Genomic DNA, 20,250 nt, shown 5'->3' on the forward strand with positions numbered 1-20,250 from the left:
CCGCGGAGCGGGTCCCTGCGGGCTGCGCCCGCAGCAAGCGAACCCGCTTGCTGCGCAAGCGGGTTGCGCTCCGCTCCGCGGAGCGGAGCTGCTCGCTATCGCGAGCAGCTCACCCGCCATGCTGCGCATGGCGGGTGACGTTCCGTCCGCTGCGCTCCCGGAAGCTGCGGGGCCTGCAGCCCCGCGAGGTGGCTTGCGCTGCGCTCCAGCCACCAAGGGCGCTGCGTGCCTAGAGACTGACCCCGCAGGTCGGCCAACGGGCCTGCGGTCCGGGCAGCTACGGGGGAGGGGTGGCTGGCGGGGACTTCAGCGCTTGTGTGATGCGCTCGTTCTTCTTCAGTTGGTGCTGGGTCCCCACCAGCATGAGCGGGAAGAGAATGGTGCCGATCCCCGTCCAAGTGACAGTCCAGGTGTTGCGGTGATCCTCTGTAAGCGCCATGACGAGTGCGAACGCTTCGAGAATCGTGAACCCTGCGAAGATCCACCGGCTGCATCGAAGCTGTGTAACGGTCCGCTCCGGAAGGGGGTATCGAGCCCTCCACTGCATCCTCATGGTCTCCCAGTGCCCGTAGTCATGCTGGGCAGTCGGCCTGGTTCACATCCCCTTGCGTCGTGCAGTGCGGTTGGCGGCCAGGAGGCAGGCCCATAGCAGGACTTGGCCGGCCGCAAGGATGATGGGGCCGGGGCCGTCACCGTCGATGACCCGCCACGCCAATAAGGCGATGCTGAAACAGAGCATCGGCCAGTAGATCCATGGTCCCCACCGGTTACCGGGCTTGGCCCAAGACGGCGGGACACGAGAGTCAACGTGTTGCATCTTGCGCTCCTTCCAGGAGGCTTCCGCACTGTCGCAAGGTCTCGGCCAGAACCTTCGGGTAACGGATACGAACGATCTTCCAGACCCGTCACGTACTCCAGACAGGGGACGTCCTCACAGTGACGAGTCCTCAGGCATGGGCGTGACGGCCAGCGCTGAGCCTCTTGTGTGTGGCGGCGTGGTGCACGGGTCGGCCGGTCGCGGGAACTGCAAGGCGCCGCAGGGACAGGCTCGCAGCGACCAGAAGAGAGGTGAAGACGACCAGGAGGAGGACGGACACCCACATCTGCCGACTCCCGGGCGCCTGCCAGCCGGTCCAGAGGGCGGACCCCGTCCACAGCAGGATGCCCACAGCGTAGAAGGAGCGGATACGGCGCAATTGCCGCACGGCCCGCAGGAACTGGATGCGTTCGGTCTTCGGTGCCATGCCGCCTCGTGTACCCCAATGCACAAGATCCCACCAGGGTTGGGGTGGGATCTTGTGCATTGGGGTCTGCCGGGAGGTCTCGCATGTTGGTCTCCCAAATTGATGCAGCATGTAGCATTGGCGTAATTCAGGGACACCCCGGCAGGGAGCAGCGCGCGTGTTGGTTTACGAGCACCTTCCGCATGAGCTTGCCCGGCTCGGGGTGATAGCGAAGGCCGCTGGACTCGATCGCCGTCAGGTGGCCATGGTGGTTCGCCTAGGAGGGTCTGCCTAGGAGTTGTCGTCAGCTGTCGGCGCCGATGACGGTCTCGACTCCGCCGGGCAGCAGATCGCGCGACCGGTACCAGTCCCGCATCTGTGTCTCGCTGACGTCGTCGGCGATCTGCTTGGTGGCGTGCCGGGCGACGGTTTCCTCGAACGGCACGTCCAGGTAGTAGCTGTGGGCCGGGCCGCGGTGGTCGGCGCGCAGCCGGGCGAGCATGTCGCCGTAGCGGTCGGCGTGCAGGATGCCTCCACCACGACGTGGAACCCGGCGTCAAGGGCGTAGCGGGCGGTCAGATCGATCAAGCCGATGTTGGCCGCGCCGGGCCGATCCCGCTCGCGCCGCACGACGCGGCGCAGGTTGTCCTGGCCGACCAGGGCCAGGCCGCGGCCGAACTTCTCCCGGATGCCGACCGCGATGGACGACTTGCCCGAGGCGCTGTTGCCGCGCAGCACGACCAGCCTGGTTTCTTCGGTGCCCACCATCACGGCGGGCACGCTACCGGCCGGCCGGCACGGCGAGGAACGCCCTGACCTGCCATGGACGGGGCGCGCGGCAGCGTGGTCGGGGTCATAGCCAGGGCCTGTGCCGCCATGGCCGGTGTCTTATGACACGGACCTTCAAGCGTGTGCCATCGAACTCTGAGCGACCATTGGAGCCATGAGCTCACGACGATGCGACAGGTGTGAACTGATCATTGGGGAAGGCTGCGACTGCCCTGCAGACGGAAGCAGTCCTCGAGCGGCAGACGGAGCGACTGCCGCCCCGCGCGCCCCGAAGGGCTTCATCCTCGACAAGATCCTGGTCTCGCCTCGGGGCTACGCACATATCCCCGGTGCGTGCGTCCACTATGTGGAGTCGCCCGAAGAGGCGGCATGGGGATGGATCCCCAACCCAGCCCCAGGACGGTGGGCAAGGATTAGTGAGCATGAGCCTGCACAGGCCACGGCAGGTAACACCGCACTGAGTGCCAGGAGACGCTGTCCGGACTGCGCACACTTCATTGGCCTGCCCTGACAGCTCTCTGAGCTCTTTCAGCGCTGACGCTCCAAGGTGAGGGCGGCTGCGGTGATTGACGACAGGCGGTCGGGGCTGCAGCGGGCTCTGCGGAAGATCCTCCAGGACTTCAGCCTTGCGACGCCCCGATCGACCGGTGCTCGTGCCGCTGACAGTGCCCGGTTCCTCGTGCGTTGGGTCGGTGTGAGTTCTCGGCGGGGCGGGCGTCGGACCGGTGTGGTCACCCAGGGGCCGGCGCCGATGCAGGCGCGGTCGGCGAGGACCGGGGACGCCCTGGCGTTCGCAGATGCGGATGATTTTGTGGATGCGGGCCGCGGTGAGGTCGTGGGTGCGGCCGGGCAGCGCGGGTGGGATCCACAGCGGTCCGCCCGCGGGATCGGTCACGACCTGCACGTTCACTCCGTGACGGCGGTGTTTGTGGGAGTGGTCGGCCCGGCTGTCGCCGGCCCGGTCGCACTCGGCGGGCGTGCCGTCCAGGAGGACGTGCCCGGGATCGGTCTCGCGCAGCGCCCGCAACAGGCCGGGCGCACGCTTGGGCAGGTGATGGATGACGGCGGTGGCGTAGGCGTGAGCGGTGCCGACCGAGATCCCGAAACCGGCCGCGAGCGCGCCGTGGTGTCGTGCCGGCGCAGGTGCGCCAGGCCGACCAGGGCACGCTGGTGCGGCGGCAGCTTGCAGCGGCGGTCACCCTCACGGGTGGCGATGAGCAGGTGACCCACTCGGCCAGGGCGTGAGGCAGGTCGAGTGCGGCAGGATGGACAACCAACGAGGCTCCCGCGCCGGTGGGTTGAGACGTAGAACACCTCCTCCAACGGCACGGGAGCCTCGTGTGTTGCGGGACGCCGGCCCGTCGCCCGATCAGCGGCCACGCTGAAAGAGCTCACTGAACAGACTCTGCTGTCAGAAGTTGTACGGCTTTTCGGTGCTCCAGTTCAGCACGTCGGCCTCATTCCAGCTGAACTGCGGCTTCTGGCCCTTGACGGTGACGGAGTAGAAGGGGCCGGTGTGACCGTCCGCGTCGCGCAGCCCGATGGCGAGCGACTGCGCCGTGTGGTTGTTCGAACCGTAGTCGAAGAGGTTCACCGCACTGTATGCCTTGCCTCCGGGCTGGAGCGTGATGTGCTTGTCGCCGCCGGGGTTGTCCTTCTTCGAGTGCGGCAAGGCGACGTTGTTGGCGTTCCAGTCGAGCACCACGGCGGGGTACGAGGTGACCCAGCATGGCTTGGTGCCCTCGTTCACCGCGGTGAGCAGCAGGTGGTCGCCCTGCTGGCCGGCGAACCGGTGCACCGCGGTGACCAGCATCTCGTCTCCACGGCAGGGCTGGGTGCCAGCTGTCGCGCGCTTGCTCACGGCCTTTTCCGTCACGCCCGAGGCGGTCGCTGAGCGCACTCCCGCCTTGAGGTGACCAGCGCTGTCGGCCTGCGCCGCGCTGGCCTTGTCGTCCCCGTCGGACGCGGATCGGATCGGGGTGCTACCAGCGGTGTGGTCGCCGCCCGTCGCCGTCGAGCCGTCGCTGGCGCCGCCGCAGGCGGTCAGGCCCAGCGCCAGCGCGGCGGTGGCGGCGGCCAGGACGGCGGTACGGCGGGCACGGTGCGTGGTCATGGTGAAAACTCCCCCTGTGGTTTGTCCGGATGCGGTGCCTCCCCTGCTCCTGCAGGGTGACCAGCCCCGTTCGGCTGTTTCGTTGCACCCCAGGAGATGGCACCAGGGCGAGCGTCGGTTCACTCGGGTCTGTCCGCATTCGGTAACAAGGGACAGCGCAGCGGCCGTCGCCGACCATCGCACCACGCAAGGGACGGGGCCGCGCCTGTGCGGCCGGCCGCACTGTGACGTCCCAGTTCCACACCGGCGAGTTCCGCCCGGGGACGCCGGCCCTACGCCGTCGTGGCTGCTGTCTCGGTGGCTTCGACTGCGGACTTGAAGTCGGGGTGGACCCCGATTTGATCAAGCCACACGCTCATCGAGTTGTAGCAATTGAACCTTTCGATCTTTCCGTCACGGAGGTACCAGAGGTCTGCCGCCGGCACGTCGATCCGGTTCCCGGTCGGTGGGATCTCGCCGACCGGAGTCGGGAACCCTCCGAGATGCGTGCCCTGGATGCGCAACTCGACGGCGACGACATCACCGAACGCATGTACCTCGAGCAGCTCACGGTGTACATCGGGAAACGAGCGGGCGAGGCCCGCGATCACCTGAGGAATCTGCTCTCCGCGGAAACTCTGCGAGGTCGACATGTCGTTGAACGACCCGTCCTCGGTGAACAAGGCCAGGAAACCGTTACCGTCGAGAACGTTCCCTTCCGCGAGCCGGTAAGCCTCGCGAACGGTCTTTTCGTTACTTTCCATTCCTGTTCTCCTTTGAGTTCGCAACACGCTCAGGACCGCGCTTGTCTTTGATCGATCCTTCCCGGCTGTCGTAACAATAATCGTTACGGCAGATTGTCGCAACCTTCACTGTTGCGACTGCACTGTCGTAACATGGAGCGTTGCGACCGGAGGAGGGATCATGAGCGCCAACAGCAGGCTGACCATTGCCGCCCATGCGCTGGCCTGGATCGGTCTCTACCAGCGCCAGGGCCACGAGGTCGCCACCTCCGAGCAGATCGCAGCCAGCGCGAACACCAACCCCGTGGTGATCAGACGGTTGCTCGGCGAGCTGCGCAGGGCCGGGCTCGTGGAGTCCCGGCGGGGCGCGGGCGCGGGCTGGTCGCTGGCGCGCGAGCTGGGGTCGATCACCCTGCTCGACGTGTACGAGGCAGTGGAACCCGGCCCGCTGTTCGCGATGCACCGCACCACCCCGGACCAGGGATGCGTGGTGGGTCACGGCATCCAGCCGGCAATGCGGGGCATCTACCAGGACATCGAGGAGACCCTGAGACACGAGCTGGCCCGCGTCACGCTCGAGAAGGTGCTCAGGGACGTACTCGCGGCACCTCGCCAGCCTCTCTGATCAGCTGGGCGACCCCGTGCGAACCGTGGGGCTCGGCGTGGGTTCTGCCCACCGGGGCGGAGTGACGTGAGCGTGGAGATGGAATCCCGCGCCGAACGCGTTGGACCCGCCGCCGGAACAGTCGTTGCGCGCCTTCCCCTGGCGGGAGCGGTGTTGACCATGAGCGGGACGCCGGGCGGCTCGGTCCCCGGCGAGGCGGGCGGCCAGGCTCCGTGCACGGCTGGAGAAAGGTGAGACGGCCCGCGCCCGGGAAGTGCGGAACGGGTGAGGGGCGGATGCCGGCCAGGACCCTCAGCGAGGGCCCGCCAGCCCTGACCGGTGCGCCGGGTGAGGGCGGTTGCCAAGCCTGTCCCGGCGTCGGGCCTGCCGCCGTCACCAGGGGAGCACGCCGGTGCGGTCGGTCACCGTGCCGGTGGGCGTGCCGGGCCCCAGGGTGGCGATGCGCACCGCCGCCTCGGCGCCCTCCTCGACGCTCTGCCCGATGTGGCCGGTGAACTCGGTCGCGGTCCGGCCGGGGTCCACCGCGTTGAAGCGGACGTCGGGGATCGTTCCGGCGTACTGCGTGGTCAGCATGGTGACCGCGCTCTTCGGCGAGCCGTAGGCGGCGAGCGGATACTGCGACTCGACCCGCTCCGGGTCGTGGGTCAGCGTGAACGAGCCGAGGCCGCTGGTGACGTTGACGACGGACGGGGCTGCCGCTTTCCGCAGCAGGGGCAGGAACGCGTGCGTGACGCCCACCAGTCCGAAGACGTTGGTTTCGTAGACGTGGCGGATCTGGTCGGCCGTCATCTCCTCGGGGGCCGTCACTTCACCGAGGACGCCGGCGTTGTCGACGAGGACGTCCAGGTGGCCGGCCCGCGCGCGGCGTCTTGACCCACGCGTCGTCGGTCACGTCCAGCTGGACGAAGCCGGCGCCGAGCCGGCCGGCGGCCTTGCGTCCGTTCCCGGCGTCCCGGGCGCCGATCCGGACCGTCTGGCCCGCCTGGACGAGTCGGCGCGCGATCTCGTGGCCGAGGCCCCTGTTGCCGCCGGTGATCAATGTGGTGGTCGCGTCGTGTCCCTCCTGTGCGTGTCGTCGGAGCGGGTGCTCCCGGAAAGCGGTCACCGGGAGCACCCGAGGGATTGGTTCCGCGGCGGTGTGCTCCGTCGGCGTCGACCCCGACGTCGGCGGGCGCCCTGCTCTAGTGGGCGGGGCGGAACGGGCGCAGCAGGCGGATGCCGTCCTCGATGGATCCGTCGATCAGTTCGAGCATCTGCGGGACGAGTTCCCGCATCCGGGGCGCGGCGAGGTGTGCGTCGAGGTGGGCGCGTGTCTCCCAGCGTTCGTAGATGACGAATTCGCCGGGTCGGCCCTCGACTTCGTGGGCCTCGTAGTCGATGTTGCCGGGGTCGTTGCGCGAGGGGGTGACGGCGGCGGTGATGAACGCCTTGAGGTCGGCCTCCCTGCCCGCCTTCGCCTTCGCGTCCCAGACGACGGTCACGTAGCCGGTGGGTGTTGCGGTCATGGTGATTCCTTTTCTGTTCCGTGTCGTGTTCCGTGCTGACGGACTGTGTGCCGGTACCGAGCCGGGTCAGCTCTTGATGAAGTCGAGGAGGTCGGCGTTGACGGTGTCGGCGTTGACGGTGCACATGCCGTGCGACAGGCCCGGATAGACCTTCAGGTCCGCGTTCTCGACCAACGTGACCGCCGACCGGGCGGAGTTGGCGATCGGGACGATCTGGTCGTCGTCGCCGTGCAGGAGGAGCGTGGGCACGTCGATCGCCCGGAGGTCGTCGGTGAAGTCCGTCTCCGAGAACGCTCTGATCCCCTCGTGGTGTGCCTGCGCGCTGCCGGCCATCCCCTGGCGCCACCAGTTCTGGATGATGCCCTGGGAGACGTCCGCGCCCGGACGGTTGAACCCGTAGAACGGCCCGGAGGCGATGTCGAGGTAGAACTGGGAGCGGTCGGTGGCCACGCCCTCGCGGAAGCCGTCGAAGACCTCCACCGGCAGCCCTGCGGGGTTGGCTTCCGTTTGGACCATGAGCGGCGGGACCGCTGCGATGAGGACGGCCTTGGCGACCCGGCCGGCACCGTGCCTGGCGACGTACCGGGCGACCTCTCCGCCACCGGCGCAGTGGCCGACGTGGACGACGTCGCGCAGGCCGAGGTGGGCCACCACGGCGGCGGCGTCCGCCGCGTAGCGGTCCATGTCGTGCCCGTGGCCGACCTGGGCGGAGCGGCCGTGTCCGCGGCGGTCGTGGGCGACGACGCGGTAGCCCCGCCGGACGAGGAACAGCAACTGGGCGTCCCAGTCGTCCGAGCTCAGCGGCCAGCCGTGGTGGAACATGACCGGCCGGCCCGAGCCCCAGTCCTTGTAGAAGATCTCGACTCCGTCGCCGGTGGTGACGAACGGCATGGTCCGCTCCTCGTGGTCTCGCCCGGGTACCGGGCGGATTCGATGTCCCCACGAGAATGGCTCGGTCACCGTGCCGACAGCCTCCGTCAGCTGACTGACATCCGGCCGACGGCTCGCTCACGTCAGTACCGGGGCAGTGCTGGGACCCGACCGGCAGCTCTCACGGCCGGGTGGCCGGAGGCTCGGGAGGCAGCGCCTCCAGAGCGTCGCGGAGCCCGGCCCGCGACGTGATCCCCAGCTTCGGGAACACACGGTAGAGATGCGACGACACGGTCCGCGGCGAAAGGAACAGGCGCGACGCGATCTGCGGGTTCGACAGCCCCGTCGCCGCCAGCCTGGCGACCTCCAGCTCCTGCGGGGTGAGGGCCTCACCGGCCTTGCCCCGGCCGGTCCGCGTCATCCCGGTGGCGCGCAGCTCCGCCGCGGCCCGGGCCTCCCACGAACGGGCCCCGAGCTCCTCGAAGCGGCCGCGGGCGGCGGCCAGCTGCGCCCGGGCCTCGCGGTTGAGCCCCTGACGGCGCAGCCTCTCGCCGTACGCCAGATGAGCACGGCCGACCTCGAAGGGCCACTGCTCGACGCCCGGCAGCCCGAGCGCCTCCTCGAAGCACCGGACCATGTCCTCGGCAGCCGATGTCATCGCCGTGACCGTGGCCGTGCTCAGCGCGAACCGCGACGAGAGGTGACCGACACCGGCGTCGCGCAGCGCGTCCGCGTGCCGTCGTGCCTCCGCGTGCCGCCCGGAGCGCACGGCGGCCTCGACGAGGTCCGGCGCGGACCACACGGCCTCGGGGTTGAACGGCGGCAGCACGCCCGGAGCGCAGATCGCCGTGGCGTGCCGGAACGCCGTCTCGAAGTCGGCGGCGCCGAGGGCCGCCCGGGCCGCCGCCTGGTGGGCGCAGTTCTCCAGCCGCCGCAGGCCCCTGGGCCCCGACCACCCCCAGATGTCCTCGCAGTGCTCCCGGCACGCGTCGAGGGAGCCGCTCTGGGCCGCGGCCATCGCAGCGACGTAGTGCCCCACCTGGGCGAACAGGTGGTACCCCGTCTCCTCGGACAGTGCGATGAGCTCGTCCGCGGCGCCGGCCGACGCCTGCCACCGGCCGGCGTACAGGTCGTCCAGGGCGACGAACATCAGGGCCGGCATGCTCGATCCCACCGCGCCGCCGTCGCGTATGACCCGGGACACGGCCTCGCGACAGCCCGGAAGCCGGTCGAGGTACGAGGCGGTCAGGGCGGTGCGGATGACCACGTCGGCGTCACTCTGGTCCCTCAGCCGCGCGATCTCCTCGTCCAGGCGGCGCAGCATGCCGTCGGTGACGGAGCCGAGGTCGTGGTGGACGCGTCCCAGCGACGCCGCGGCGGCGGGCGCCGCCTCGGGGAACCGGGCGAGCACGTCGACCAGAGGCTGCCAGTGCTCGGGCCGGCCCGAGTACTGGCTGGCGAGGCTGAGGGTGAACAGCGCGGTCTCCAGCTCCTCACGCGGCGGTCCGGGCATCACCGGGGCCTGCTCGACCGCCTCCATCAGGAGTGCATGGGCCGTATCGGCGTCGCCTTCCGTGACGAGCACCAGGAAGCCGGCCGTCGCGGCCGCCGAGAGCGACCGGGCCGCCGCATTGCCCTCGACCTCACGCATGATCTCGTGGCTGATCTCCAGATGGCCCGCGACCCAGGCGGCGGCATAGGCGGCCTGCGACAGGCGGCGCCTGCGGTCCGCTCGGTCGGGGCTCAGCTCGGCCGCGCGCCGCAATCTCGCGATCGCGCCGTCGGCGTCACCGCGCCGCAGGCCGCTCCGGGCCGCGGACTCCACCGCGGCGGCGACCGCCTCGTCGGGCGCCGTCGTGGCTCTCGCGAGGTGATCACCGCGCCGCTCGGGCTGGCCGGCCAGCGCGTCGGCCAGCCGGCGGTGGGCGCCGCGCCGCTGGTCACCGGTGGAACCGTCGACCACCGCGGACCTGACCAGCGGATGCCTGAAGCGCACCGCGCGGCCGTTCTCCGTGACCATGACCAGGTGGTCACGCTCCGCGGGAGCGAGTTCCTCGAGGCTGCCCGGTCCGCCGGCCGCCTCGAGGACGCCGATGTCGCCGGAGCCCTCGAGAGCCGCGAGCAGCAGTACCTCGCGCGTTCCCCGCGGCAGCCGTCCGACGCGGGCGCCGTACAGGGCGCGGACATCCCGCCCCGGGCCGCTCGCCCGCCCCGCCCCTTGGCCGTGTTGGTCGCCGGACACCTCGGTGGACCCGGCGAACTCGAGCAGCGCCAGGGGATTTCCCTGCGCCTCGTGGGCCACGGTCGAAAGAACCCGGCGGGGAAGGTGAGCAAAGCGCCGGGACAGCAGCCGCAGGGCGTCCGCGTCACCCAGCGGCGCGACCTCGAGCTCCGGCAGGCCGGTGGACCGGAAGAATTCGCCGGACTCCGCCCGCTGCGCTCCGAGCAACCCGATGCGGCGGCCCCCCAGTCGTCTGGCGACGAAACCCACCGCGGCCTGGCTCGCCTGGTCGACGACATGGAGGTCATCGACCACGAGGAGCAACGGCCGCTCCTTCGCGGCCTCGTCGAACAGGGACAGTGCCGCGTTCAGGACGGCGATCCGGCTCGGCGCGGGACCGGCGCCGAGACCGAGGGCGACCTCGAGGGCCTCCCGCATGGAACGCGGCAGACGACCGAGCTCGTCCGGCAGCGAGCCGACGAGCTGATGGAGCCCCGCGAAGCTGATGTCCGTCTCGTACTCGACACCGCTCCCGCGGACGACCCGCACTCCCTTCGCCACCGCCAGCTCGGCGGTCGCGTCCAGGAGCGCCGTCTTCCCCACGCCCGGATCACCGGTGAGCAGCAGGACAGCTCCGTCCGTCCCGGCCGTGTCCAGGAACGCCGCAAGCTCGGCGAGCTCGCCCTCCCGGCCGACCAGCCCGGTCGGGCCGACGCCCGCGCCTGTCCCTGACTTCGCCCACATCCGCCGCGTCCCTCGTCCTGCCTCGCGAAGCGGTCGAACCACCAGCCACGCACCTGACCAGGAAGTATCGCACCCACCGGCAAACGGAGCGTGAAGCCATCCGCTTCGCCGACACCCGCGGCTCCCAAACGGGGATCGCGCAGGACACCAGCCGGGCGCCGCAGCCTCACCGCAACGGCAGCACCAAGGTCGCGCGGATCATCGTGCCGGTCCCCCCTCCCGCCCGGCAAAGGCCGGCCGACACGGTCGCCTCCGCCGGCTACCGCCCCCTCGTCGCCGTCCTCCAGAGGCCCGCGCAGTCATGAGGAACGACTCGTCGAGCAGCTCGCCTCCCGCGCCCACACCAGCGGACAGCGCACGATCCACGTCCGACGCGACGAAGACGAGGGATCATCGGCGCCGGCACCGGCGGCGAGGACGACGGCGAAGACCAGGAACACTACGACGCCGACGCCGCTGCCGAGTCCGCCCTGCGCCACTTCTCCACCCCGCGCGCCCCGGCGACCATCGCGGCCTTGCCGCGCACCCGGGTCCACCGACCCGGATCCCCGATCTGGCGCGACGCGGACGGGGACGGGATCGACATCTCGTTCGCCACGCAGAGCCGGCGGAAGGCCATCCGTGTCGGCGAGGGCGTTCCGCCGTCCCCCCGTCGAGGTGTCGCGCGATCGTCCGGCACGAGCAATGCGTGAACCAGAGTGCGCGTGCCGCGCCCGGTGCCTGGGCTCCGCTTCTCGCGTCCGGCATTCCCCGGATCGGACACCACTTGCAGCCACGGACCCGATCCCCCACTTCATGGCCTTGGCCCAAAGACCCGGAGATGCATCGGAGATGCCGCCGCGCCCTTCCCCGGCCCACTGCTTGGAGCTCGCGCAGACAGGCGGCGTGGAAAGCCTCGGCATCGAGGCGGGTACAAGGCCCCGGTGAATCAGGAGCCGCGACGCCCCGTGATCGCCGGCGAGACCTGTGCGCATCCTTCGTCTCGGGTCGCTTGCCTGGCCAGCCTGCGCAGGGCCCGCACGGCAGGTGATCCGGGGTCGGCCGTCATCAGGACGACCTCCTGGTCGTCCTCGGGCACGAGCAGGACGTCGCAGTTCAACCGCAGCGCGCCGGCCTCCGGATGGTGCAGGGTCTTGGTGCGGTGCCCGGGAGCGTGGACCGGATGTGTCTGCCAGATCTGCCGGAACTCCTCACTGCCGTCGTGCAGTTCGGCCAGCAGGGCGGCCAGCTGCGGGTCGTGCGGGTAGCGGTCGGCGGCCCGGCGCAGCCGCGCCACCGCGATGTGCCCGAATTCCTCGGCGCCGGAACTCTCGTACGTCCGCCCCTGGCCCAGGAAGCGGCAGCGGGCCAGGTTCGTCGTCCCGTCTGCGAGGTCGGCGCCGAGCAGTGCCTGGGCCAGGGGGTTCCAGGCGACGACGTGGTACGCCGCGTCGGTGACGATGGCACCGGTCTCCGGCAGCCGGTCCAGCATCCGGGCCACGTGCGGGCGCACCCGCCGCACGGCGCTGGTGCCGGGCGGCGCGCTCGAACCCGCCAGGCGGAACAGGTGGCTGCGCTCGGCCGGCGTGAGCCGCAGCGCGCGGGCCAACGCGTCCAGGATCCGGGCCGACGGCCGCGGTCCCCGGGCCTGCTCCAGCCGCGTGTAGTAGTCGACCGACATGTGGGCGAGCTCCGCCACCTCCTCGCGGCGCAGGCCCGGTGTGCGGCGGGCGGTGCCCGTCTCCGGCAGGCCGACCTCGTGCGGACGCAGGGCCGCCCGGCGCTCCCGCAGGTAGCGGGCCAGCTCCTGCCGTGCCATACCGCCCCCTGTCTCCTCCCGCTGCCTGGTACAGGCTGTCCCTGGCCGGGCGCCTGCGACCGGGGAAGCGTGGTTGCCATGAACGAACGCACAGCTCTGGTCACCGGTGCCAACAAGGGCATCGGCAAGCATATTGCCCGGCTGCTCGCCGCCGAGGGCCTCACCGTGTACGTGGGCTCCCGCGACCCCGGGCGCGGGCAGCGGGCCGTCGAGGAGATCGGCGCCGGGGCCCGCCCGCTGGTCCTCGACGTGAATGATCCCGACGGCATCGCACGGGCCGCGGCTCAGGTGGACCGCTTGGACGTGCTGGTCAACAATGCCGGCATCTCGCTGTCACTCGACCCGCCGGCCGGCACCGGCGTCGAGGAGTTCCGGCGCACGTACGAGACCAATGTGTTCGGGGTGGTGGCGGTGACCAATGCCTTCCTGCCCGCCCTGCGCCGGTCGCCGCGCCCGCGCATCGTCAACATCTCCAGTGGCACCGCGTCGCTGACCTGGAGCACGAACCCCAACCCCCAGTTCACCCCGGGAAGCGGCGGCGCCGCTGCCTACCGGTCGTCCAAGGCCGCCCTCAACGCCCTCACCGTCTTGTACGCCCAGACGCTGGCCCACGACGGCTTCAAGGTCAACGCGCTCGCTCCCGGCCTGCGGGCCACTGATCTCACTCCCGGGGCCGCCGCTGCCGGCGGCGACCCGGCCGAGGCCGCCCAAGGCGCCCTCCGCCTGGCCCTGCTGCCGGACGACGGCCCCACCGGTGGCTTCTTCTCCTGGGACGGAACCCCCGTGCCCTGGTGACGAGTCATGGGAGGCGTCGGGGACGGGTGCCCCAGCGGTGGGTGACCCGTGCCCGGCGCATCAGGCTGCGGAGGACCTGCTGCTCGGGTCCGGGCCGGCCGTAGGCGTACCGGAGAAAGTCGCCCTGGGCCTCGCCGTGCAGGCTGGTGCCCGGTTCGTCGAGCAGGCGTGGGCACCGGCTCGGCGGTGCCCACGGCGCGTACGGTCGCGTGGGGCACCGCGTCCGCGCCCCGCCGTGAGGACGTCGTCCAGGGCCGGCGGGTTCGCGGTGCCGAGCGGGTGCGTCCCCGTCGTCGGCGTGAACAACGTGTCGCCGTCGTCGAGCAGGTGCACCGGGCGCACGGCACGGGCGCCGTCGTACGCCGTGCCGGCCGGGTTCCCGCGGCGGCGGGAGTTCCCTCACGGAACTGACACCGTGACGCCTTCCTCGCCCCTCCCGCGCTCCGGGCTCGCCCCGAGCGCGGTCAGCGTCACCCCGGCTGCCACCGCCAGCGCCGCCACCAGCCCCGCCGCGAGCACCGCCCAGTGCCCCAGGAACGTACAGACGACCACCAGCAGCGCCGTGGCCGGCAGCACCGACTGCTGGGCGATCCCCACCTTGTAGAAGCGCGAGTGCAGCGCCCACACCGTGAGCAGGAACAGCGCTGTCGGCAGCGTCACCGCCGCCGACGCGGACAGCGCCGAAAGGTGCGTCTTGCCCACCGCCTGCTCCACCGCCACCTCCAGGCCGGCCCCGATCGCGGCACCCGAGACGAAGATCAGGTAATGGCCGTAGCCCCAGAGGAAGGACTGCCGGTTGGACCGGAGGTGCCCGTGGATGGGGACCGCGAAGTAGACCCACCAGGCGACGAAGATGATCAGCAGTCCGCCGGCGGCGATGGGCAGCAACTCACCCAGGGCCTCGTGCTCGTCGATCCCCGACTTCACGGCGACGGTGGCCGCCGCGATGGTCTCGCCGAGCACGATGAGCGTGAGCAGCCCGTACCGTTCGGCGATGTGGTGGGGGTGCCAGGGCGTGGGGTGGGCCCGCTCCGCATACAGCGGTACGGCCATCTCCAGTGGCGCCATCACCAGGAAGACCCACGGGCGGCCGGCCTCCGGCAGGGCCAGTAGCCCCAGCCAGCCGATCTGGCACAGCCCGATGGCGTACCGCAGCGCCATCGTCCGCTCGGGGCCCTGGCTCGACCGCGCCACGCGCAGCCATTGCGCCGTCATGGCGAGCCGCATGATCACATAGCCCAGGACGACGACCGGGTACGCGTGTTCCTCGAACGCCTGGGAGACGCCCGCCGTCAGGACGAGCACGCCGGCTATCTGGATCAGCGTGATGATCCGGTACAGCACGTCGTCGTTGTCGTAGGCCGAGGCGAACCACGTGAAGTTCATCCACGCCCACCAGATGGCGAAGAAGATCATCAAGTAGTCGAGGATCCCCTCGCCCGTGTGTCCCTCGACCACGGCGTGCACCAGCTGGGCGCCTGCCTGGGCTATGGCCACGATGAAGCACAGGTCGAAGAAGAGCTCCAGTGGGGAGACGCCGCGGCGGGTCTCGTCGCGGCCTCGCGCCGTGAGCCTGCGCAGTGGTCTGTGGTGTGCGGGCGCCGCGGAACACACCGGCGGCGGAGCCGGGCTGCTTGTCATCTGGTGAGCCAAGCTCCGAAATGCCGCTGCAGTCGGGGATTGATCTGCCAGACCATCGCCGCTGCCGCCGCCGGGACGAGTACGGCGAGTCGCACCGGCAGGTACAGATCCTCCAGAACAGGATCCGTGGCCAGGCCCAGCAGGACGATGGTGGGGTAGATACCGCACACGGTGAGGAGCCACAGCTTCCAACGCCGGACGGCGGCCGGAGCGGTGGGGCCGGGCCGGGGTTCGGCGTTCGCGGACGTGTTCCGGCTCTGCTCCCGGAGCGTGTGCCGGATGTCTGTCGCTGCCGGTGGGCTCGGCAGTCCAGGATCGTCGGCACCGTAGGCATGGGAAACAATTCCCTCGTTCATGGACCACTCCACATCGACATGCTGCGTATCGTTTTGATTCCATCGGTTCCTGCGCGACCGAGGCGATGTCGGCGCCGCGTGATGGGCTGCCCGAGCGCAACAGCGGCAGCGGTTGCCGGGTGGGCGGCACAGGGCTCAGATGGCTCACCGCCGGCCGCTGCTGGTGCCGTGCCGCCACTTCGGCCGCGAGTCGCTGCGGGTTGCGACCGTGCGGAAGTACCCGGTGCCCGCATTCCGCGAGCTCCTCGGCCGGAGCGAGACCAAGACCGTTCGTCGCTCCGGTGAGCGGAATCGACGGCATGTGCGGCCTTCTCGTGCGGGGGAACCGGGCCCGGCGCCCGGGTGGGCGCCGGCCGGGTCATGGTCTGATCAGTGAGCGGACCGGGTGTGGTCCTGCTCCACGTACACCTTGAGGGCCTGGAACTCCTCGATCGCGCGCGGGCCGCACAGGTAGCCGTAACCGCTTCCCTTGACGCCGCCCTCCTCGAAGTCCTCGCTGATGGCCCCCCAGGTGTTGATCCATACCGTGCCGGTGCGGATGCGCCGGGCGATCCGGCGGGCCTTCATCGAGTCCGAGCTGAACACCGAGGCGGCCAGGCCGTAGATGGTGGCGTTCGCCTTGGCCACGGCGTCGTCCTCGTCGTCGAAGATCTCGAACGTCTGGACCGGACCGAAGACCTCCTCCTGCACGATCCGGACGTCGGTGCGGTCCACCTCGATCAGGCTCGGCCGGTAGAACGCGCCGGCGGCCAGCGGGCCGTCGGTGACCACACCGCCGCGCAGCAGCACCGTGCCGTACGAGGCGGCCTCCTCGACGATCGCGTCCACCCGCTGGGCGGACGCCCGGTCGATCACCGGGCCGAGCTGGGCCTTCTCGTCGTCGCCCGAGCCGAGCCGCACCTGCGCGAGCGCGTCGGTGAGCCGAGTGCGCACCTGGTCGGCGATGTCCCGGTGAACCAGTACGCGGGAGCCGGTGCAGCAGAACTGCCCGTTCATCAGCACCAGCGACTGCACAACAGTCGGGATCACCATGTCCAGATCGGCGTCGGGAAAGATCACCATGGGCGCCTTGCCGCCCAGTTCCAGACCGAGCCGCTTGAGCGTGGTGGAGGCCGCGGCCGCGATACGGCGCCCGACCGGCGTACTGCCGGTGTAGTTGATCACGGCGACCTTGTCCGAGGAGACCAGGAACGGGGCCCCGGTGTTGCCGGACTCGGTGAACACGCTGACCACGCCCGCCGGGATCTCCGGGACCGAGGCCAGGACCTGCGCGAAGAGCTCATTGGTCAGCGCCGTCTGAGCCGGAAGCTTGACCACGACGGTGCAGCCGGCGGCCAGCGCCGGGCCCAGCGCCCGCACGGTCAGCATGATGGGAGAGTTCCAGGGAGAAATGATCCCGGCGACACCGAGCGGCTCGGGCACCGAGTGGGTGTACTGGCCGGGTGCCGTCTCGGCGGCGCGCCCGGCGGTCTGGGTGCGCGCGGAGGCCGCCGCGTACCGCAGCCACCCGACCGCACCGCTGACCTCCCACATGGTCTCACCCAGCAGCTTGCCGTTCTCCCGGGACAACATGGCGGCAACCTCGGGTACCCGGGCCTCGAGGGCGTCGGCCAGCCGGCTGAGCGCGGTCGCCCGGAGCGAGGGAGTGCGCGCCCATTCGGTGGTCTCGAACGCGGCGGCGGCGGCGTCCACGGCGGCCGAGGCCTCCGCCTCGCCACCGTCGTAGAACGAGCCGACGACGGTGCCGTCGGCCGGGTTGATCGATTCCAGAGCCGAGCCGGAGCCGGTCCACTGTCCGTTGATCCAGTGCTGCGCGATGGTGCTCATGGTCCGCTCCTCGTGGTCTCACCCGGGTACCGGGCGGATTCGATGTCTCCACGAGAATGGCTCGGCCACCGTGCCGACAGCCTCCGTCAGCTGACTGACATCCGGCCGACGGCTCGCTCACGTCAGTACTGACGCTGGGAGGGGGTCTTGTTGGTGTGCGGGGTGCTGGCTGGCCGGACCGCATCCACCGGATGCCGAACCGGATCGAGTGGGACGCCGATGAGGTGTGCTCGGCGACGTGCGCCGGTACGTGGTCGACAACCTCGGTGACCGGGACGCCGTCCTGGTCGTGGACGACACCGGCTTCCTGAAGAAGGGGACGCGGTCGGCCGGGGTGCGGCGGCAGTACTCCGGCACCACCGGACGCACGGAGAACTGCCGGATCGGCGTCTTCCTCGCCTATGCCACCGGCCGCGGCCGGACGCTGATCGACCGGCGTCTGTACCTGCCCACCTCCTGGACCGACGACCGCGAAAGGTGCCGCCGGGCCGGCATTCCTGATGAGATCGCCTTCGAGACCAAGGTGGCCATCGCCAAGGCGATGGTCCGCCGCGCCATCACGGAGAAGATCCCGTTCCGGTGGGTGACCGCGGACGCCGCCTACGGATACAGCACGGGCTGGCGGTCCGAGCTGGAGCAGGCGGACGGCGCGTCGGGCGCGCATGCGCGTCGCGGACATGCGCACCGGGGCGTCGACCGCCAGGCGTGCCCGTGACCGCGCAGGGGCCGCAGGCGAAGGGCGGGGGCGGGTGGGACGTGGCTCAGGCGGCGCCGTCCGAGGTCGTCCCGGAGGTGAGATGCTCGGGCTCGGTGCGCTCGGGCTTGGTGTAGAGGATGTCGCGGGCCTGTTCCGCGGCGCGGGCGGTGCTCTCGGAGACGAAGTCCAGGAAGCGGGCGATGTTCTCCAGGCGGGCGCCGGCCGGGGTGTGGGAGCCGAGGACGCCGACGCCCTGCCGCGCGGTCTCGACGACCTGGGCGATGGACCGGGCGCTGGCCATCATCGACTGGTACCAGACGTCGTCGTCGACGACGTAGCGCTCGCGGCGGCGTTCGTCGCGCTCCCGGCGGACGAAGCCCTGGCTCTCCAGGAACGCGATCGCCTTGGACACGGACGCCGGGCTGACCTGGAGGCGCTGGGAGAGGTCGGAGGCGGTGAGGCTGCCCGAGTCGGTGAGGCAGAGGCAGGCCAGCACCCGGGCCATCATCTTGGGCATGCCCGAGGCCATGACGACGGTGGTGAACACCTCCTCGTACTCGCGCACCGCCTCGGCGTCGCGCCCGTGGGGCTGCGCCGGCGTCCTGGGGTCGCGGGGGGCGGTCTGCCGGCGGCGGTGGGCGCGGTGTTCGGTGGCGCGGTGGGCCAGGTCGGCGCGGTAGGAGGTGGGGCCGCCGTTGCGCATCACCTCGCGCGTGACCGTCGAGGTGGGGCGGTCCAGGCGCCTGGCGATCTCGGCGTAGGCGAGGCCGTCGGCCAGTCCCAGCGCGATCTGCTGGCGTTCCTGCTGGGTGAGCCTGCCTCCCGGCATCGCGGTCTCCTCACGTGGTCCGTGGTGTCTGCCACCATCGCGTCTTCCACCATAGCGTTCAATCACAATCTATTGCAACGAAGAAGATCAGGGAAGTTGCATTAGCTTTAGCGCCATTGCAACGTTTTATTGGATCTGAGCTGCGGAAACGCCGAACCTATGCGACGAATATGTTGCCAGACCAATGAATGCAACGTAGCGTTTCCATCACAAGAAACAACGGGCCGAAGGAGTGCACGATGCAGCTGGACAAGAGCGCGACGCAGAGGTTCGACACCCCCGCCCCCGTCTCGGCCGTCGTCGACATCCCCGCCGGGCACATCCGGTTCATCGCCGCCGACCGCACCGACACCACCGTCGAGATCCTGCCCGCCAACGCCTCCAGGAGCCGCGACGTGAAGGCGGCGGAGCAGACCACTGTCGCCTACACCGCCGGTGTCCTGCGCATCGAGGCCCCGGCGGCCAAGAACCGGCTCATGGGTCCTTCCGGAGTCATCGAGGTGACCGTCCAGCTGCCCGCCGGATCCCGCGTCGAGGCGAAGGCCGCCAGCGCCGAACTGCGGGGCGTCGGACGCCTCGGCGACGTCGTCCTCGAGGCCGCGCAGGGCACGGTCAAGCTCGACGAGACCGCGAACGCCCGGCTCGCCCTCGCCGCCGGTGACGTCATCGTCCACCGCCTGAACGGCCCCGCCGAGATCAGCACCCAGAAGGGCGACCTCCGCGTCACCGAAGCCGTACGCGGCAACGTCACCCTGCGCACCGAGCACGGCGACATCAGCGTCGGCGCCGCCCGCGGCACCTCCGCCACCCTCGACGCCGGCACCACCTACGGCCGTATCCGAAACACCCTCAGCAACACCGACGGACCCGACGCCGACCTCACCATCCACGCCACCACCGCCTACGGCGACATCACCGCCCACAGCCTGTAGAAGCCCCCGACACCAGGAAGGACACCACCATGAAGCCGCTGCCCGGAAAGAGGTGCGAGGTGGCGGCTTCGGCCGGTCCCGGGCCGGTCGCCTCGTTCGTACGGTTCGTGGTCTCCGGCGGCGGTGTCGGAGTCCTGTCCAGCCTCGCGGTACCGCTGCTGGCCGTGACGATGCCCTGGGCAGTCTCGAACGCCATCGTCACCATCGTCTCCACTCTGCTGTGCACGGAGCTCCACGCCCGCTTCACCTTCGCCAAGGGGCGCGGCGCCGGATGGCGGGAGCACTGGCAGTCCGCGGGCTCGGCGACCGCCGCCTTCCTCGCGACCGGCATCGCCGTTCACGTCCTGCACCTGGTGCGGCCCTCCGCCGGCCTGCCGACCGAGCAGCTCGTCTATCTCGGCGCCTCGGGCCTCGCCGGCGCGGGCCGCTTCCTCGTCCTGCGTCTGTACGTCTTCGCCGGCCGCCCCGCCCGTGCGGTACGGCCCCCGGCGCGGCAGGGGGCGGCGGCCTCCCCCGTCCTCGCGGCGGCGTAGGCGCGTACGCGAAGCCCTCCCGTACGGCGA

The 20,250-nt window shown here is 70.7% G+C and carries 16 protein-coding genes and 5 pseudogenes; 7 read left to right on the forward strand and 14 right to left on the reverse strand.

Going from position 1 to position 20,250, the window contains the following annotated elements; translation table 11 throughout:
* Positions 1 to 947: 947 nt before the first annotated feature.
* Both ACSU6Z_RS29215 and ACSU6Z_RS29220 read right to left on the reverse strand, forming a co-directional pair.
* Complete coding sequence (locus tag ACSU6Z_RS29215) at positions 948 to 1,244, reverse strand: hypothetical protein (RefSeq protein ID WP_437050621.1); 297 nt, start codon at positions 1,242 to 1,244, stop codon at positions 948 to 950.
* 283 nt (positions 1,245 to 1,527) lie between these two features.
* A pseudogene (locus tag ACSU6Z_RS29220) lies at positions 1,528 to 1,853 on the reverse strand (hypothetical protein).
* Here ACSU6Z_RS29220 and ACSU6Z_RS29225 point away from each other — a divergent pair.
* Positions 1,767 to 2,039, forward strand: a complete 273-nt coding sequence (locus tag ACSU6Z_RS29225; RefSeq protein ID WP_437050806.1) for a hypothetical protein — start codon at positions 1,767 to 1,769, stop codon at positions 2,037 to 2,039. The pseudogene ACSU6Z_RS29220 and the gene ACSU6Z_RS29225 overlap by 87 nt on opposite strands.
* A 501-nt stretch (positions 2,040 to 2,540) precedes the next feature.
* Here the strand turns inward: ACSU6Z_RS29225 and ACSU6Z_RS29230 are convergent.
* The 3 genes and pseudogenes from ACSU6Z_RS29230 to ACSU6Z_RS29240 all read right to left on the reverse strand — a co-directional run bounded on the left by ACSU6Z_RS29230 (position 2,541) and on the right by ACSU6Z_RS29240 (position 4,868).
* Positions 2,541 to 3,289, reverse strand: a pseudogene (locus ACSU6Z_RS29230) (transposase family protein).
* A gap of 134 nt (positions 3,290 to 3,423) precedes the next feature.
* A complete protein-coding gene (locus ACSU6Z_RS29235) occupies positions 3,424 to 4,125 on the reverse strand; it encodes a DUF4232 domain-containing protein (RefSeq protein ID WP_437050623.1) in 702 nt (233 codons plus the stop codon).
* A 272-nt stretch (positions 4,126 to 4,397) separates the two neighbouring features.
* Positions 4,398 to 4,868 (reverse strand): nuclear transport factor 2 family protein, encoded by a 471-nt coding sequence (locus tag ACSU6Z_RS29240; RefSeq protein WP_437050624.1) that lies wholly within the window; start codon positions 4,866 to 4,868, stop codon positions 4,398 to 4,400.
* Between the two features lie 160 nt (positions 4,869 to 5,028).
* Here ACSU6Z_RS29240 and ACSU6Z_RS29245 point away from each other — a divergent pair, with 160 nt between their 5' ends.
* Positions 5,029 to 5,472, forward strand: coding sequence for an Rrf2 family transcriptional regulator (locus ACSU6Z_RS29245; protein WP_184827358.1), 444 nt, complete (start codon positions 5,029 to 5,031; stop codon positions 5,470 to 5,472).
* 372 nt (positions 5,473 to 5,844) lie between these two features.
* Here the strand turns inward: ACSU6Z_RS29245 and ACSU6Z_RS29250 are convergent.
* From ACSU6Z_RS29250 to ACSU6Z_RS29265, 4 genes and pseudogenes are all read right to left on the reverse strand, one after another.
* A pseudogene (locus ACSU6Z_RS29250) lies at positions 5,845 to 6,577 on the reverse strand (SDR family NAD(P)-dependent oxidoreductase).
* A 76-nt stretch (positions 6,578 to 6,653) separates the two neighbouring features.
* Positions 6,654 to 6,977 carry a putative quinol monooxygenase gene (locus tag ACSU6Z_RS29255; protein WP_159528653.1) on the reverse strand — a complete coding sequence of 108 codons (324 nt, stop codon included), beginning with the start codon at positions 6,975 to 6,977 and terminating at the stop codon, positions 6,654 to 6,656.
* 66 nt (positions 6,978 to 7,043) lie between these two features.
* Entirely contained in the window at positions 7,044 to 7,868 is an 825-nt protein-coding gene (locus ACSU6Z_RS29260; protein ID WP_437050626.1) for an alpha/beta fold hydrolase, read from the reverse strand.
* Between the two features lie 160 nt (positions 7,869 to 8,028).
* Complete coding sequence (locus ACSU6Z_RS29265; protein ID WP_437050628.1) at positions 8,029 to 10,812, reverse strand: ATP-binding protein; 2,784 nt, start codon at positions 10,810 to 10,812, stop codon at positions 8,029 to 8,031.
* Positions 10,813 to 10,904: 92 nt separating this feature from the next.
* Between ACSU6Z_RS29265 and ACSU6Z_RS29270 the strand changes: the two are divergent.
* Positions 10,905 to 11,369 (forward strand): annotated as a pseudogene (locus ACSU6Z_RS29270) (DEAD/DEAH box helicase); the annotation flags it as partial.
* A gap of 371 nt (positions 11,370 to 11,740) precedes the next feature.
* Here ACSU6Z_RS29270 and ACSU6Z_RS29275 read toward each other — a convergent pair.
* The gene (locus ACSU6Z_RS29275; RefSeq protein WP_437050629.1) at positions 11,741 to 12,610 is read right to left on the reverse strand and encodes a helix-turn-helix transcriptional regulator; all 870 of its coding nucleotides are present in this window, start codon (positions 12,608 to 12,610) and stop codon (positions 11,741 to 11,743) included.
* Between the two features lie 78 nt (positions 12,611 to 12,688).
* Here ACSU6Z_RS29275 and ACSU6Z_RS29280 point away from each other — a divergent pair, with 78 nt between their 5' ends.
* The gene (locus tag ACSU6Z_RS29280; RefSeq protein WP_437050630.1) at positions 12,689 to 13,405 is read left to right on the forward strand and encodes an SDR family oxidoreductase; all 717 of its coding nucleotides are present in this window, start codon (positions 12,689 to 12,691) and stop codon (positions 13,403 to 13,405) included.
* A 399-nt stretch (positions 13,406 to 13,804) separates the two neighbouring features.
* Here ACSU6Z_RS29280 and ACSU6Z_RS29285 read toward each other — a convergent pair whose 3' ends face one another.
* The 3 genes from ACSU6Z_RS29285 to ACSU6Z_RS29295 all read right to left on the reverse strand — a co-directional run bounded on the left by ACSU6Z_RS29285 (position 13,805) and on the right by ACSU6Z_RS29295 (position 17,229).
* Positions 13,805 to 15,046 carry a low temperature requirement protein A gene (locus ACSU6Z_RS29285; RefSeq protein ID WP_437050632.1) on the reverse strand — a complete coding sequence of 414 codons (1,242 nt, stop codon included), beginning with the start codon at positions 15,044 to 15,046 and terminating at the stop codon, positions 13,805 to 13,807.
* Entirely contained in the window at positions 15,043 to 15,402 is a 360-nt protein-coding gene (locus ACSU6Z_RS29290) for a hypothetical protein (protein ID WP_437050633.1), read from the reverse strand. The genes ACSU6Z_RS29285 and ACSU6Z_RS29290 overlap by 4 nt, the downstream gene beginning before the upstream one ends.
* Positions 15,403 to 15,771: 369 nt before the next feature.
* Positions 15,772 to 17,229 carry an aldehyde dehydrogenase family protein gene (locus tag ACSU6Z_RS29295; protein WP_437050635.1) on the reverse strand — a complete coding sequence of 486 codons (1,458 nt, stop codon included), beginning with the start codon at positions 17,227 to 17,229 and terminating at the stop codon, positions 15,772 to 15,774.
* A gap of 167 nt (positions 17,230 to 17,396) precedes the next feature.
* Here ACSU6Z_RS29295 and ACSU6Z_RS29300 point away from each other — a divergent pair.
* Positions 17,397 to 17,875 (forward strand): annotated as a pseudogene (locus tag ACSU6Z_RS29300) (IS701 family transposase); the annotation flags it as partial.
* A 115-nt stretch (positions 17,876 to 17,990) separates the two neighbouring features.
* Here ACSU6Z_RS29300 and ACSU6Z_RS29305 read toward each other — a convergent pair.
* On the reverse strand, positions 17,991 to 18,755 hold the full coding sequence (locus tag ACSU6Z_RS29305; protein WP_437050636.1) for a helix-turn-helix domain-containing protein: 765 nt from the start codon (positions 18,753 to 18,755) through the stop codon (positions 17,991 to 17,993).
* Between the two features lie 239 nt (positions 18,756 to 18,994).
* Between ACSU6Z_RS29305 and ACSU6Z_RS29310 the strand changes: the two genes are divergently transcribed.
* Both ACSU6Z_RS29310 and ACSU6Z_RS29315 read left to right on the forward strand, forming a co-directional pair.
* The gene (locus ACSU6Z_RS29310; protein WP_437050637.1) at positions 18,995 to 19,687 is read left to right on the forward strand and encodes a DUF4097 family beta strand repeat-containing protein; all 693 of its coding nucleotides are present in this window, start codon (positions 18,995 to 18,997) and stop codon (positions 19,685 to 19,687) included.
* Positions 19,688 to 19,716: 29 nt separating this feature from the next.
* Positions 19,717 to 20,220 carry a GtrA family protein gene (locus tag ACSU6Z_RS29315; protein WP_437050639.1) on the forward strand — a complete coding sequence of 168 codons (504 nt, stop codon included), beginning with the start codon at positions 19,717 to 19,719 and terminating at the stop codon, positions 20,218 to 20,220.
* Positions 20,221 to 20,250: the final 30 nt, after the last annotated feature.

The sequence above is a fragment of the Streptomyces sp. enrichment culture genome (assembly GCF_964273145.1).
Classification (GTDB): domain Bacteria; phylum Actinomycetota; class Actinomycetes; order Streptomycetales; family Streptomycetaceae; genus Streptomyces.